The following is a 14,956-nucleotide window of genomic DNA, read 5'->3' on the forward strand; positions in this document are numbered from 1 at the left end:
GAACTGACTGAAAAGTTTCAACAATGTATTGCCGCGGTATTTGTACCAGCCAGCTTCATGCCTGTCTGCTCTGCAAAGTACCGCGGCAATTGTTGTTTATAAAACCGCGCTTATTCTAAAATATCCTTCAAATACTGTAAAAAGGTATATTTTACCGGAGTTTTACTGTAATTTAGATTTGCCTGATGTACATCCAAACTCATTTATTAAATCCTTTTTTCGTAATTTTGTGTAGGTATTTGTACGAAATTAAAATCAAAGAATACAATTACATATTCAAAAATCAATAAATAATTGATTATTTTACAATTATTTATTGTTTTTCACTTTTTTATAACAACAAAACTGATTAAAATGAAAATTTACCAAAAGATCCGGGAGTACAGCAAGGGAAAAGGAGAGACGATGAAAGAGATTGCAGATGCCTACGGCGTTACGCCTCAGGCCATACAGCTTTATTTTTCAGGGAAGAATGCCATACCACTTACTTTCCTTGCCTGGTATATTGAGAAGCATCCGGATATCGACCTTTACGCCCTTTTCAGCAATGAACAACAAAGTATTGTTTCTGAACCCAAAGCTGAATATCAGACTAAATCTAAAAAGCAGGATGTTATCGATAAGATTGTTTCCATTCTGGAAAAAGAATTATAAGTCCGGAAAGCAATCTCGCCATTGGAGAAAGAGATGTAATCGAACGGTCCGGCAACAGTCAAATCCGGAAGAAATACAGCCATCTGCCAGTTTTCCGGCCCGTATGCCGTTCTTTCAAATTACAGCTTAAATTTCAGTCTGCCCGCAGAACCTTTGTTCTGATGCGACAAAGCGTGTCGTATTACAATAAATTTTTATAATTGAGGATGTAATGATCAACGTAAATTTTACATCATTTCATTTTACCATTATTTTTTATACGAAGCTCTTCTATTATCAGAGTGCACATTGAAGCTGGCAAAAAACAGAGCCGCTGGTCAGCTTATGGATAAAATAGTCCTGCTTTACAAATTTGACCCGGCAGGAAATCACTGAGCCGATTCAGAACTTTTATTTTTACTCTTTACTGTCGGCGTTTTCTTTTTATTTTTCCCCTTTCTGAAATCCCACGGTGATACCGGCTGCCGATCTGCCCACAGGCCGAGCCTCTTTTCCCTGGCTTCATCCTGCAGCTTCTGCAGTTCCGTATTTTTTGATGCTTTAAAATACCACCATCCGAATCCTGCCCTCACAATTTCCCTAGACAGATATTTACCGTTATCGTAAAAGACTCCGGCAACAGACCGCCCGTAACGGTCTTTTCCTACGCTGTAAAAGGTAACCGTTTTCCCGAAAACCTGTGAGCCGGTAAATGACTTTGCATTGTTCCCGAAAGCCTGGCTGTTTTCAGGACAGTCTACTTCCGCCAGCCTCAAAGTCTGATGTGTATTGCCGGCCAGCAGCACCACAACGGTATCCCCGTCTTTAATACTGATGACTTTTCCTTTGGTCTGTGAAAAAACTGAAGCGGAAATAAAAAACAAAGCAGCAGGGATAAACTTTTTCATTAAAATTCTAAGCAATAAATTAAGCATTAAACATCAAATCACATCAGGATAAACAGGCATCAGGCTTAAGAAATACAATTATTTTTAACTGAATCCTGTTTCTGGATGTGTGTCCCCTTTATCAACCCCGATAAACACCAAAGGTCTGTTAAAATTCCTTTCAGCGCAAATCTGTACACGGCATCTTCATCTAACGTTATGCCAAGAATAAAAGTTATTTCAGACCCCGTAAAGCTGTACAATATAAACCGTTGAAAACTAAAACACTAAAGTATCCGCCAATAAAATAAGTACCTATAGGCCACAAAAAAGACTAAAAAAATGTTTTATCGTAAAGAATTTTATATATTTGCACCATCTAACAATTAAAAAAATAATTTACTATGTCAGACATTGCATCAAGAGTAAAAGCTATCATCGCTGATAAGCTTGACGTTGAAGAAACTGAAGTGACTCCTGAAGCTAGCTTCACAAACGATTTGGGAGCAGATTCATTGGATACAGTTGAATTGATCATGGAATTTGAAAAAGAATTCAACATTCAAATCCCTGATGATCAGGCTGAAAAAATTACTACTGTAGGCCACGCTATCGCTTATATCGAAGAAGTAGTAAATAAATAATATTCTTCAACAAAAGAAAATTAAAGAAAGTTTATGGAATTGAAAAGAGTAGTTGTAACCGGTTTCGGAGCAATAACGCCGATTGGGAATAATGCAAAAGAATACTGGGAAAACCTTGTAAAAGGCGAGAGCGGTGCCGCTCCGATTACTCTTTTTGATGCCACAAACTTTAAAACAAAATTCGCCTGCGAAGTAAAGAATTTCGATCCGCTGCAGCATTTCGACAAGAAAGAAGCTAAGAAAATGGACAGAAATACACAGCTTGGCATGGTGGCTGCCAGAGAAGCAGTGGCACACTCAGGAATTATTGAAGACAGCGTAAACAAAGACAGGGTCGGCGTAATCTGGGGTTCAGGAATCGGAGGGCTGGAAACATTTGAAAATGAAGTCCTGGGATGGGCCAACACGGATATTCCGAGGTTCAACCCATTCTTTATCCCTAAAATGATTGCAGACATTACTCCGGGACATATTTCTATCGAATATGGCTTCCATGGACCTAATTACACAACGGTTTCTGCCTGTGCGTCTTCTGCCAATGCCCTGATTGATGCCAAAATGCTGATCCAGCTCGGAAAAGCAGACGTCATTGTATGCGGAGGCTCCGAAGCAGCCGTAACCGCAAGCGGTGTCGGCGGATTCAACGCCATGATGGCACTTTCTACAAGAAATGATGACCCTACGACAGCTTCAAGGCCATTTGACAAAGACAGAGACGGATTTGTACTGGGTGAAGGAGCAGGATGCATTATCCTTGAAGAGTATGAGCATGCGGTAAAACGTGGAGCAACAATTTATGCAGAATTAAAAGGCGGAGGCCTGAGTGCAGATGCACATCACATGACGGCACCTCATCCTGAAGGACTGGGCGCTTATCTGGTAATGAAGAACTGTCTGGAAGACGCAGGATTAACGGCTGATGAAGTAGACCATATCAACATGCATGGTACCTCTACTCCATTAGGAGACATTGCAGAATCCAATGCCATTTCCAAATTACTCGGCGAGCATGCCTTCAACATCCAGATTAATTCTACGAAATCAATGACCGGCCACCTTCTGGGTGCTGCAGGGGTTATTGAAGCAATTGCTGTGTTAGGGACTATTATTCATGGTATCGTTCCTCCTACTATCAATCATTTTACCGATGATGAAAATATCGACAGCAGACTGAACTTCACGTTCAACGAAGCTGCGAAAAAAGATGTAAAAGTAGCCATGAGCAATACTTTCGGGTTTGGCGGGCATAATGCCTGCGTTCTATTTACGAAAATCTAATTTTACTGAATGGAGTTACAGAAATACTTTTCTAAATTCCTTCCCAAACAAAGAAAAATAAAATTATCGGAGAGAGATTATTTTCTCAGTACCAGGCTCAGCAGGATCCTTGGAACTGAGGTACAGAATATCGCGCTCTACCGTGAAGCTTTCTCTGTGAAAAGTTCTTCTAAAAATAAAGACAGCAACTATGAGAGGCTGGAATTTTTAGGGGATTCTGTTTTGGGTACCGTTATTTCCTGCCATTTGTTTCATACCTATCCCCAGGCTAATGAAGGATACCTGACACAAATGAAATCCAAGATTGTCAACAGGAAAAACCTCAATAAATTAGGAGAAGACCTGAAACTTACTGACCTGCTGCAAAAGCAGAATTCCGTGGCTTTAGGGGAAAATATCGCCGGAAATTTATTTGAGGCTTTAATCGGTGCGGTTTACCTGGACTTTCAGTACGATACCTGTAAAAGAATTATCCTGGAAAGGCTTCTGACGGCCACCGAGATCAATAAGCTCGAAAATAAAATTGTAAGCTATAAAGGACTCCTGCTTGAATGGAGCCAGAAGAAAAAGCTGAATATAAAGTACGAAACCTGTGAAGAGATACAGGTAAACAAATCAATCGTTTTCCGCTGCCATGTCTGGCTGGGCGAAGAGAAAATAGCCAACGCTACAGAAACTTCCAAAAAGAAAGCAGAAGAAAAATCGGCACAGAGGGCATTTTATATTTTAAACAAAAAAGAAAACATCCTTGGAAATCCAAAAACTTTATGATCTTGATGATATAGAATCTGATGATATTACCGTAGGACTGGTAAGATTGGCAAAACATATCCCCGACCATGAGTTTTTCTTCACTGTAAACCAAAAAAACGGCCTTCATTTTAAACGTATTGATGACCTCATCTTTGAGGGTTCCCATTATGATTATCACTTTTCAAGGTTTGAGGCTTACGATAAGTTTACAAAGACCTGTTTCACGTTCATTTCCAACCGTTCTTTTGAAAGCAGGCAGAAACATACACATACAGAGCTCTTCTTACAGGAAGACAACATTAAATTTTTATTAAATAACCAGGTAGAAGTACAATATATTTTGTACAGTCCGGAACAGTTTACTGATTTTTCCGTAATTTTGCTACCTGAAAATCTTGTGTTTCCGATTCAAGATTATACATTAAGTTCTGAAGAAGAGCTTTATCAAATTATCCAGTATTATGAATAAGTATTTAAAGAAGACAAAAATTATCGCGACACTTGGTCCGGCTTCATCGTCGAAGGAAGTAATGTTAGGGTTAATGAAAGCAGGTGTTGATATTTTCAGAATCAACTTTTCGCATGCAGACTATGATTTAGTTCGATCCAATATTAACATCATCAGAGAACTCAATAAAGAATACGGTTTTTCTGTAGGGATCCTCGGTGACCTTCAGGGCCCGAAGCTGAGAGTAGGTGTCGTAAAGGAAGGTTCTTACCTTAATCCTGGAGATATTCTTACGTTTACGAATGAAAAAATAGAAGGTGATTCCACCAGAGTCTATATGACTTACCAGCAGTTTCCGCAGGATGTGAAAGTGGGTGAGAAAATCCTTATTGATGACGGGAAGCTGATGCTTGAAGTTATTGAAACCAACGAAATAGATACGGTAAAAGCCAAAACCATTCAGGGCGGGCCTTTAAGCTCTAAAAAAGGGGTTAACCTTCCGAATACGAATGTTTCCCTTCCTGCCCTAACGGAAAAAGACATCCAGGATGCCAATTTTATGCTTGACCATGACGTAGACTGGATCGCTCTTTCTTTCGTGCGCCATGCCCAAGACATCATTGACCTGAAAGAACTGATTTCAAAACATCCCAACGGAAAATTCAAAACGCCGATTATCGCGAAAATTGAAAAGCCTGAAGGGGTAAAGAATATTGAGGAAATCTTATTGGAGTGCGACGGCCTGATGGTAGCTCGTGGAGATTTAGGGGTTGAGGTTCCGATGGAAGAAGTTCCTGCAATCCAGAAAACACTGGTTGAAAAAGCAAGATTCTACTCCAAGCCGGTAATCATTGCCACCCAGATGATGGAAACGATGATCAACAGCTTAACACCAACGAGAGCGGAAGTAAATGACGTAGCCAACTCTGTACTTGACGGTGCCGATGCGGTAATGCTTTCCGGAGAAACTTCTGTAGGAAGATATCCTGTTCAGGTGGTTGAAAACATGACCAAAATCGTTAAGAATATTGAAACGACGCATTTTTACCAGCATAAAAACGAACCGATTGAAAAAGACTTCAACTGTATCGATGAAAGGTTTATTACCAACAGGGTATGCCTTGCCGCGGTAAGGATTGCCAAAACAACCAATGTAGCCGCTATCGTTACCCTGACAAGCTCAGGATATACCGCATTCCAGCTGGCTGCGCACCGACCGAATTCCCACATCATCGTGTTCAGCGGAAACAAAAGAGTAATTACCATGCTGAACCTGCTTTGGGGCGTTCACGCCTTCTATTACGACATGAAGAAATCCACAGATGAAACGATTATCCAGGTCAATATGCTGACGCATAACTACGGATATATCGAAGCGGGAGATTTCGTTATCAACATTAACGCTACTCCATCTTACGAAGGCGGAAAAACAAATACGTTAAGATTGACTACGGTTTAATGTAAACCTCAACTTTATCAATAAAAAACTCCCGGAAATCTTTCCGGGAGTTTTTTTATTCGTAATCGGTTTTATCAAGATATTCCTGCTCAGCTTCATAAATATTTACTTGATTCTTATAAATATCATACAAAATTTTATTATCAAAGATTGTAATCCCTTCTTTCATTTTTGGAGGTTCATACTCAAAATCATATGGATAAAACATTTTTCCGTCCTTCTGCACCAGAGTGTAGCCGAATCTTTTTTTGAAAACAAAAAACTTTTCAGCATAGAAATCATCCATTACTTCATCCACATTTTCAAATTCAAAAGGAATTACTACTTGGTTATTCTCGTCTACTGCTCCTAATTTACCTTCTTTCTTAACAAAGTAAAAGCTATTCTTTTCACCGTCAGCCATCACATGATAATCATACTCTGCAGGAATACGCTTCTTACTTTTAGTAATTAATCCTAATTTCCCGTTTTCAGAAACTGCTATTACGGAAAAACAGGTCATTATGTTATGCTCAAAAGGGATAATGATGTCACCTTTATAATTTAATATCCCAAATGTATCATCTTTTTTAAAGCACAGCCAATATTTAGAAATAGTATTGATCTCGTTTTCATTTTTCGGAGCGATAAAATTATAAGTCAGCATATGATATGGTATATCATAAATAAAAGGAATTGTATTCAAAAGGTACAACAATTCTTCCTTTCTTATCAATCAGTCCTGTAAATTTGCCGTTAAACGCTGCAAAAAGGTCTCGTGTTTTCCGAATATTTTTATATTTTTCTGAAATAATTTTCCCTTTATCATTTATTAAAAAGGAACCCCTCTTTTTGTTCCAGTGTTATAACATCTTTACTGAAATTATAGTCAAGCATTTCTGTTTCAGTATAAAAGTCTTCTCCATAAGGCTTTAAATCTTTATTTAGTAATACCATGTATATACGTTGTCTTCCTTTACCAATCCAAAGCAGAAATCATTATAGGCTAAACATCTTCATAAAGAAAGTTCGTAAGATGATGTCCCTTTATATCAACCAGATCTTTTTTACCATTATTTCTGGATTCTTTAATAAAATAATCAGATGATTTATAACGGTTTGCATCAATCGAAAGTCTTGTATTACCTTTAGACTGATAGATCACATGCATATCTTTTTTTCTGACAATTTCATCTCTTTTATTGATTTCATCGATAAAATAATCTTCATTATCATCCCAATCGTTAATGTTTTCAAAGTAATTGCTTCTTTGAACTCCATTTTTATCTATAAAATAATAAAAAGGTAAATTTTCTTTTTCGATACAGGGATTTGACTGTCCACAATTTACTTTTCGGTTTATTGAGATGTTTTCCCTTACTTTTGCATATCCAAATATATTGAAAACACCAACTGACAGATACTTAGCAGGAATAACTTCTTTACCTGTCTGATCTACAACCCCCACTGATTGTTTTCTCTTTTTAAAACTTTGGCTCTCCTTGTTTCAGATTTATCATGACTTTTTTGAAATGTCCCTATAATCATATATTTTTCCTTAAGATTATTAATATCTGCAGAATCTGTCATTACTCCATATCTATCAATAGAGATCAATTTCTGAGAAAAGTATAAGCAACAGGTGAAGAGAAAGAATAAAATATACAGTTTTTGCATATTAATTCCCCACAATTGTCCTTGCCGTCACAAATTCTTTCAAGGCCAGTAAAGAGAGTTCCGTACCGTAGCCTGAAGTCTTGGTACCGCCAAAAGGGAAACGCGGATCAGAACTGGTCATCCTGTTGATATTTACGGTTCCCGATTCGAGGTTTTCAATAAAGAACAGCTGACGGCCCGTGTCTTTTGTCCAGACCGAATTGGAAAGTCCGAAAGGGATATCATTAGCCATCTGTAGGGCTTCATCATCATTTTTTGCAATCATGACCATTCCCAGCGGCCCGAAAAGTTCTTCCTGTAAAATCGGGTTGCCTTCCTGTATCCTGATCAGTCCGGGCATGAATTCGTTATCAGAAATCCTTTCCAAAGGAAGAATAATTTCAGCACCATGTTCCAGAGCCTTTTCAAACTGCTTTTCCAGGTCGTCCGCAAGGTCCGGGCGGGCCATTCCTGCGATTTTCGTTTCCTTATCCATCGGGTCGGCAGGAACGTATTTCTTATATTCTTCAATGAATTTAGGGAGAAAGGTATCCTCTATTTTCTCATCAATGATAAATCTTTTAGCGGCCACACAGGTTTGTCCGCAGTTCTGAAGCCTTGCCTGTGCTCCCACTTTGGCCGCTTCATCCAGGTCTGCATCATCCAGAACGATAAAAGCATCGCTCCCTCCCAGTTCCAGCAGGGATTTTTTGATATTCTGCCCTGCAATGGAAGCCACTTCAGCGCCGGCCTTTTCACTTCCCGTTAAGCTTACGCCAGCAATAACTGTATGTTCCAGTACTTCTTTTACATCTTTATGGCCTATTTCGAGATTCTGGAAAACACCTTCCGGGAAACCGGCTTCCAACAGTACATCTTCAATAGCATTCCCGCTCCCGAAACAGATCGAAGCATGTTTAAGGACTACCGTATTGCCCGCTAAAATGGCAGGAACTGCAAACCTCAGCACCTGCCAGAAAGGAAAATTCCACGGCATAACGCCTAAAATAACACCTTTCGGGATGTACTGAATTTCAGAATAGCTGTATTCCGAATCCACTTTTTCAGGCTTTAAAATATTTTCTGCATCTGCATAATAGTTCATCATCAGGGCACATTTCTCAACCTCAGCAATGGACTGTGAAATCGGTTTGTTCATTTCTGAGGTAATGATCCTGCCGAACTTTTCAGCATTGGTTTTTAATAATTCAGCTGCTTTGGCGATATATTTCTGGCGGTCTTCAAACGGTACGTTTTTCCATTCTTTGAATGTTTTTCCTGCCCTGATCAGTTTATTTTCAATTGATTGTTCCATAATGTAAGATCTGTTTAATTCAGATAATAATGAATGTATTGGTTTTAAAGCACCGGAAAACAATCAAATTTTATTCCCTGAAGCGATTGGATGTAATGATTCTATCTATAAAAACCATAACTATACATTTATATCATGAACCATTCGTTAACGAGTGTGGCTGCAAGCCTGGCAGTATGGTCCTGGATATCAAAGGCAGGATTAACTTCCGCTATGTCCAGAGCCAACAGTTTTTGGCTCTTTAAAATATGCCTGTAAAAATGCATGAAAGCAGCATCGGCGAAGATGCCGTTGTATGCCGAAGCCGAAACTCCGGGTGCTATGGAAGCATTAAAAACATCCATACAGACAGTAAGGTAAAGATAATCCACGCTGTTCAGCAGGTCGTCAATACGCTGATAAACAGACGGAAGGTTTTCAAAGAAAATTTCATCAGCCAGAATATACTTCATCTTATACTGGTGTGCGGTATCAAAAAGTTTTAAGGTATTTGAATTCCTCTGGATCCCGATGTGCAGTGAATTCATCTCGCCTTCCTGGGCAATCTGCCAGAAACCTGTCCCTGAACTTGCACCTGCACTTTCAGGCTGTCGGTTGTCAAAGTGCGCATCAATATTAATAATTCCGATCTTCTGCTCCGGAAATGCGGTTTTTACGCCTAAATAATGGGCATAGGTAACCTCATGCCCGCCTCCGAGGACTATTGATTTCCCCCCTTTCAGCAAGACTTTAGAAACCCTTTTGGCAAGGTCCTGCTGGGTATTTTCCAGATTTCCGTCGGGGCATACGATGTTGCCGAAATCCAGCAGTGAAAAATCAGGAAGGATAACCGGAAAGTTAGCCATATTTTTCCGGATGATATCCGGAGCCTCTTTTGCTCCCTGCCTGCCTTTATTCCTTTGGACGCCTTCATCTACGGCAAATCCGTGCAGCACAAAGTCATCTGCCGAAATTGTATCATAGTTATCTTCTTCTCTTACCCTCTGAAATATTCTGTGGAAAAGAAGTTCTTCTCCGTCTAATCTTCCCTGCCAAATATTTTTCATTATTAATATGTGTGTGATAAAGTGTGTTGGATAGTTTAAATTATATTTCCGTTAATATAGACATTTTCAGCCTTTAAACTTCCCTGATGATAAAGAATATTCTGGAAATTATCAGTTTTGAAAGTAATGAAATCCGCTTTCATCCCTTCTTCCAGTTTCCCCCTGTCTTCCAGACCCAATGCAAAGGCAGAACGGAAGGTAATTCCCGCTAAAACCTCAGCGGTGGTGAGCTTTTCAAATGTGGCTAAAACTGAAGCCTGGGTAATCAGGTTCCCCATGGGTGCAGACCCGGGGTTCCAGTCACTGGCAATAGCCAAAATAGCACCTGCATCCAGTAATTTTCTGGCCGGCGTAAACTTCTCGCCCAATCCCAGGCTTGCGCCCGGCAAAGCGGTGGCTACCGTATCAGATTCTGCCAGAAATGCAATATCTTCATCTATGGTGGCCTCCAGGTGATCAGCAGATTTCGCGCCAACCTCCACTGCAATTCTTGAGCTCCCTGGTGTAAACTGATCAGCATGAACCGTAATCTCAAAACCTAAATCTTTAGTTTTAAGCAGAAAATCACGGCTTTCTTCCGGTTGGAAGGCAGATTTCTCAATAAATATATCGACACGTTCTGCAAGATTTTCCTCTTTTACCTTAGGCAGAATTTCAGTCAGGATATATTGTAAATAGGCAGCGTTACCGCCTTCAAAATCCTTTGGCTTCAGGTGTGCTGAGAGACAGGTAGGCACTAAGGTTGCCTGGGTCTGTGCCTGGGCTTTCTGAATGGTACGGAGCATTTTCAGCTCGTTGTCAACATCCAGGCCGTACCCGCTTTTAACTTCAATGGTCGTAATCCCGAGGGAAATTAAAAAATTGATTCTTTCCAGAAGCGTGGCCAACAGTTCTTCTTCCGGTGCATTCCTGGTATGCTGAACCGAACTCCAGATCCCGCCTCCGCTTTCGGCAATTTCCAGATAGGTCTTCCCTGCATTACGCATGGCAAAATCATTGGCCCGGTTACCGCCGAAACAGATGTGGGTATGTGAATCTGTAAACGCGGGAAGAATGATGTGTTCGCCTTGTACAGATTCGGTTTCGATATCCGTGTATTCAGATTTCAAAGTTTCAAAAGTTCCGGTTCTGTGAATTTTACCGTTGTTGACAACAATTCCGCCATCAGGGATGATCTCTATCTGTTCATCAGAAAGCTTTCCTCTTAACGGGAGATGGGCAAGGGTTATGACCTGCCTGAAAGGACCTATAAGTTTCATGTATCGGGTTTAGTTATAGTTCAGATAAAATATGCAGGATGCTTCAGTAGGCCGGATTATATTTTTATATGCATTTCTGCATTAATCCTGACAAGGGCAGAAGCTCAATACATTCTCATCTTTACATTTTCTCTCTCAAAAATACTCAAAATATCTCTTGTTCTCAAATCTTAATTTTTCCGTAATCTCAACCTCAATTTTTCCTATCTTTACGGTAAATGAAATTGAATTAATGCCTGATTTTTTACATCCTGATAAAGACAATTTTTCCCGCGATGAACTGATGCAGGAAGAACAGATCCGTCCGCAGAGCTTTAAAGATTTTGCCGGACAGAGAAAGACTTTGGAAAACCTCGAAGTTTTTGTAAACGCTGCCAAAAGACGTGGCGGAGCTTTGGATCATGTGCTGCTGCACGGCCCTCCCGGCCTGGGTAAGACCACCCTGGCCAATATTATTGCAAATGAACTTGGGGTTGGCTGTAAGATTACTTCCGGCCCCATACTGGATAAGCCGGGCAGCCTTGCGGGCCTGCTCACCAACCTGGAAGAGAACGATGTTCTCTTTATTGACGAGATCCACCGCCTGTCTCCTGTGGTGGAAGAATACCTGTATTCTGCTATGGAGGATTATAAAATTGATATTATGCTGGAAACGGGCCCGAATGCAAGAAGTGTCCAGATCAGCTTAAACCCTTTTACCCTGGTAGGCGCAACAACCAGAAGCGGGATGCTGACGAAGCCGATGCTGGCCAGGTTCGGGATCCAGAGCAGGCTGGAATATTATACGATTGAACTTTTGTCCATGATCATTATCCGGAGTGCCCGGGTCCTGGGCGTGAGAATTTATGAAGATGCAGCCATTGAAATTGCCAGAAGAAGCCGCGGAACCCCAAGGATTGCGAATGCCCTCTTGAGAAGGGTCCGGGATTTTGCCGAAATAAAAGGAAACGGCGAAATTGAAATCAACATCACCAAATATGCACTGGATTCCCTGCATGTAGATGAATTCGGACTGGATGAAATGGACAATAAGATCATGCGCGTCATGATTGAGAACTTCAAAGGCAAACCGGTGGGAATTTCCGCCCTGGCCACTTCAATTGCAGAAAATCCGGAAACGCTGGAGGAAGTGTATGAACCTTTCCTGATCCAGGAAGGATTCATCATCAGAACCCCGAGAGGCCGCGAAGTAACAGAAAAAGCTTATAAACATTTAAATATTCCTATACCGAGAAACCCGGGAGAACTTTTTTAAATACACCTTTTTATTATAACTGTATTTCAATCTTAAAAACTATTTTCAGATTTGCGGTTAAAGAAAGTAATTGGATTTATGTATGTACCTAAATTATACAGAAGCGAAGATAATAACGTGATGAAGGAAATCATCAGGGAAAATGCATTTGCTTTACTGGTTTCTTCCGGTAACAGGATAAGGGCCACCCACTCCATGATGGTGCTGAATGAAGATGATCCTGAAAACATCTATATAGAAACCCACATTTCACGGGCTAATTCACAGGCAAAAACATTTAAAAACGGAGATGAGGTCTTGTGCGATTTTTTAGGAGCCCACAGCTATATTTCGAGCAGCTGGTATGACCATATCAATGTTTCGACCTGGAATTACGAAGCCGTGCAGATCTACGGAAAGGTACAGCTGATGGATCAGGAAGAACTGTACAGGCATCTTGAAAAGTTAACTTCCCGGTTTGAAAAAAAACAGCAGTGCCCGGTTATGGTAGAAGATATGGGGAAAGCATTTGTAGAGAAAGAGATGAAAGGTGCTTTTGGTATCAAGATAATCCCGGATGAGATTTTCATCCAGCAGAAACTTTCCCAGAACAGAAAAGAGCATGATTTCCGGAACATCATTTCAAATCTCGAAAACGGAAGCGTCAATGAACAAAAAATAGCTAATCAAATGAAAAAGCTAAAAAGATAAGACACGATAAAAACTTAATATTATATGAAATTATATCCAATACAATGCGGAAAATTTAAACTGGACGGCGGCGCCATGTTCGGAGTCGTCCCGAAGAGTCTGTGGGAAAAGACAAACCCGGCAGACGAAAGAAACCTGATTGAACTGGGAACCCGTTCCCTTCTTGTAGAAGACGGAAAAAAACTGATCCTGATCGACTGCGGCCTCGGCAATAAGCAGGACGAAAAATTCTTCGGCCACTACTCGCTTTGGGGAGATGACAATTTAGACAAAAACTTAAAAAAATACGGTTTTGTAAAAGAAGATATCACTGACGTTTTCCTGACCCACCTTCATTTCGACCACTGTGGCGGTGCCATTGAATGGAATGATGACAAGACAGGCTATCGGCCGGCTTTCAAAAACGCACAGTTCTGGTCAAATGAAAACCACTGGAAATGGGCGACAGAACCTAATCCAAGAGAAAAGGCAAGTTTTCTGAAGGAAAATATCATTCCGATCCAGGAAAGCGGACAGCTTAATTTCGTATCCCTTCCCAATACGGGAAATTACGGCTTCATGCCTGATCTGAAAATGGATGTTATCTTTGTTGACGGCCACACGGAGAAACAGATGCTCCCTGTGATCCAATACCAAGAAAAAACGATTGTATTTGCCGCAGACCTGATCCCTACAGCCGGACATATCAACCAGGTCTATGTAATGGGATATGATACAAGACCTCTTTTAACGGTAGAAGAAAAAGGAAAATTCCTGAAAAAGTGTGTGGATAATGAATATCTGCTGTTCTTCGAGCACGATGCCCATCATGAACTGGCCAGTCTTAAAATGACTGAAAAAGGAGTAAGGCTTGATGAGACGTTCAGCTTTAATGATGTTTTCGGATATTAATTTTTGACAATGGAAGAATTACATTCAGAAAACCTTACTACAGATCCGGATCCGTTATCGGTCCCGAAAGTCATTGGCCTTACAGGCGGTATCGGATCAGGAAAAACTACTGTTGCACATTTTATTGAGGAATTCGGGTTTCCGGTATATTATTCGGATGACCGCGCAAAGACTATTGTGAATGAGGACAATGGTTTAAAGCTGAAAATAAAAGAACTTTTAGGAAATGAAGCTTACGATACAAACGGTCTTTACGACCGGAAGACAGTAGCCGGAAAAGTTTTTAATGATAAGGACCTGCTTTACCAGTTGAACGAAATCATCCATCCCGCTGTCCGGACTGATTTTGAAAAATGGCTGCAACGCCAGACCAAATACCTTGTTTTTAAAGAAACTGCTTTACTGTTTGAATTAAAACTCAACCGCGAATGCTACAAATCTCTTTTAATTACTGCTGAAGACAATATCAGGATTAAAAGGGTAATGGACCGGGACGGCAAGACTTACCGCGAAGTGCAGGCCGTTATGGAAAAGCAGATGCCTGAAAAAGATAAAATAAAACTGGCAGACTGCGTAATCCACAACAATACAAATTTAGACGATTTAAAGGACCAGACTGAAAAAATCATCTTCGATATAGAATAAACATAAAACCCGTCAGAAAATATCTGACGGGTTTTTTTATTGAATGTTCTCAAAAAAATGAATTTACCAACAGACCAGGAAATCAGATCCGGTATGTTTAAATCCTGTTTTCCCATAG

Annotated in this window: 17 protein-coding genes; 10 read left to right on the plus strand and 7 right to left on the minus strand. The window is 40.3% G+C overall.

The features are described from left to right. The first annotated feature begins 354 nt into the window (after window positions 1–354). Window positions 355–654 (plus strand): helix-turn-helix domain-containing protein, encoded by a 300-nt coding sequence (locus SD427_RS16320; protein WP_320558844.1) that lies wholly within the window; start codon window positions 355–357, stop codon window positions 652–654. A gap of 368 nt (window positions 655–1,022) precedes the next feature. Here the strand turns inward: SD427_RS16320 and SD427_RS16325 are convergent, their stop codons facing one another. Next, the gene (locus tag SD427_RS16325) at window positions 1,023–1,541 is read right to left on the minus strand and encodes a thermonuclease family protein (protein ID WP_320558845.1); all 519 of its coding nucleotides are present in this window, start codon (window positions 1,539–1,541) and stop codon (window positions 1,023–1,025) included. A 383-nt stretch (window positions 1,542–1,924) separates the two neighbouring features. On the opposite strand from SD427_RS16325, the gene SD427_RS16330 reads away from it, so the two are divergent. The 5 genes from SD427_RS16330 to pyk are packed head-to-tail and all read left to right on the plus strand — an operon-like array spanning window position 1,925 to window position 6,102. Further along, complete coding sequence (locus tag SD427_RS16330; protein ID WP_002976354.1) at window positions 1,925–2,164, plus strand: acyl carrier protein; 240 nt, start codon at window positions 1,925–1,927, stop codon at window positions 2,162–2,164. A 33-nt stretch (window positions 2,165–2,197) separates the two neighbouring features. Beyond that, the gene (fabF, locus tag SD427_RS16335; RefSeq protein ID WP_320558846.1) at window positions 2,198–3,442 is read left to right on the plus strand and encodes a beta-ketoacyl-ACP synthase II; all 1,245 of its coding nucleotides are present in this window, start codon (window positions 2,198–2,200) and stop codon (window positions 3,440–3,442) included. 9 nt (window positions 3,443–3,451) lie between these two features. Continuing rightward, a complete protein-coding gene (rnc, locus tag SD427_RS16340) occupies window positions 3,452–4,213 on the plus strand; it encodes a ribonuclease III (RefSeq protein WP_320558847.1) in 762 nt (253 codons plus the stop codon). Continuing rightward, window positions 4,191–4,664 (plus strand): IPExxxVDY family protein, encoded by a 474-nt coding sequence (locus SD427_RS16345; RefSeq protein WP_320558848.1) that lies wholly within the window; start codon window positions 4,191–4,193, stop codon window positions 4,662–4,664. The genes rnc and SD427_RS16345 overlap by 23 nt, the downstream gene beginning before the upstream one ends. Continuing rightward, window positions 4,657–6,102, plus strand: coding sequence for a pyruvate kinase (gene pyk, locus SD427_RS16350; protein ID WP_056221094.1), 1,446 nt, complete (start codon window positions 4,657–4,659; stop codon window positions 6,100–6,102). Before SD427_RS16345 ends, pyk begins: the two co-directional genes overlap by 8 nt. Window positions 6,103–6,157: 55 nt before the next feature. Here the strand turns inward: pyk and SD427_RS16355 are convergent, their stop codons facing one another. From SD427_RS16355 to hutI, 6 genes are all read right to left on the minus strand, one after another. Beyond that, complete coding sequence (locus SD427_RS16355; RefSeq protein WP_320558849.1) at window positions 6,158–6,748, minus strand: WG repeat-containing protein; 591 nt, start codon at window positions 6,746–6,748, stop codon at window positions 6,158–6,160. Window positions 6,749–6,761: 13 nt separating this feature from the next. Then, the gene (locus SD427_RS19120) at window positions 6,762–6,914 is read right to left on the minus strand and encodes a WG repeat-containing protein (protein ID WP_414017729.1); all 153 of its coding nucleotides are present in this window, start codon (window positions 6,912–6,914) and stop codon (window positions 6,762–6,764) included. Window positions 6,915–7,087: 173 nt separating this feature from the next. After that, complete coding sequence (locus tag SD427_RS16360; RefSeq protein WP_320558850.1) at window positions 7,088–7,549, minus strand: WG repeat-containing protein; 462 nt, start codon at window positions 7,547–7,549, stop codon at window positions 7,088–7,090. Window positions 7,550–7,759: 210 nt separating this feature from the next. Next, window positions 7,760–9,052, minus strand: coding sequence for an NAD-dependent succinate-semialdehyde dehydrogenase (locus SD427_RS16365; RefSeq protein WP_320558851.1), 1,293 nt, complete (start codon window positions 9,050–9,052; stop codon window positions 7,760–7,762). Window positions 9,053–9,180: 128 nt separating this feature from the next. Next, the gene (gene hutG / locus SD427_RS16370) at window positions 9,181–10,098 is read right to left on the minus strand and encodes a formimidoylglutamase (protein ID WP_320558852.1); all 918 of its coding nucleotides are present in this window, start codon (window positions 10,096–10,098) and stop codon (window positions 9,181–9,183) included. A 35-nt stretch (window positions 10,099–10,133) separates the two neighbouring features. After that, a complete protein-coding gene (gene hutI, locus SD427_RS16375) occupies window positions 10,134–11,357 on the minus strand; it encodes an imidazolonepropionase (RefSeq protein ID WP_320558854.1) in 1,224 nt (407 codons plus the stop codon). 232 nt (window positions 11,358–11,589) lie between these two features. Here hutI and ruvB point away from each other — a divergent pair, with 232 nt between their 5' ends. From ruvB to coaE, 4 genes are all read left to right on the plus strand, one after another. Beyond that, window positions 11,590–12,612 (plus strand): Holliday junction branch migration DNA helicase RuvB, encoded by a 1,023-nt coding sequence (gene ruvB, locus SD427_RS16380; RefSeq protein WP_320558855.1) that lies wholly within the window; start codon window positions 11,590–11,592, stop codon window positions 12,610–12,612. Between the two features lie 78 nt (window positions 12,613–12,690). Next, a complete protein-coding gene (locus SD427_RS16385; protein ID WP_320558856.1) occupies window positions 12,691–13,302 on the plus strand; it encodes an FMN-binding negative transcriptional regulator in 612 nt (203 codons plus the stop codon). Between the two features lie 24 nt (window positions 13,303–13,326). Beyond that, the gene (locus tag SD427_RS16390; protein WP_320558857.1) at window positions 13,327–14,193 is read left to right on the plus strand and encodes an MBL fold metallo-hydrolase; all 867 of its coding nucleotides are present in this window, start codon (window positions 13,327–13,329) and stop codon (window positions 14,191–14,193) included. Window positions 14,194–14,202: 9 nt separating this feature from the next. Then, a complete protein-coding gene (coaE, locus tag SD427_RS16395; protein WP_320558858.1) occupies window positions 14,203–14,838 on the plus strand; it encodes a dephospho-CoA kinase in 636 nt (211 codons plus the stop codon). Window positions 14,839–14,956: the final 118 nt, after the last annotated feature.

It is taken from the genome of Chryseobacterium sp. JJR-5R (genome assembly GCF_034047335.1).
GTDB lineage: Bacteria > Bacteroidota > Bacteroidia > Flavobacteriales > Weeksellaceae > Chryseobacterium.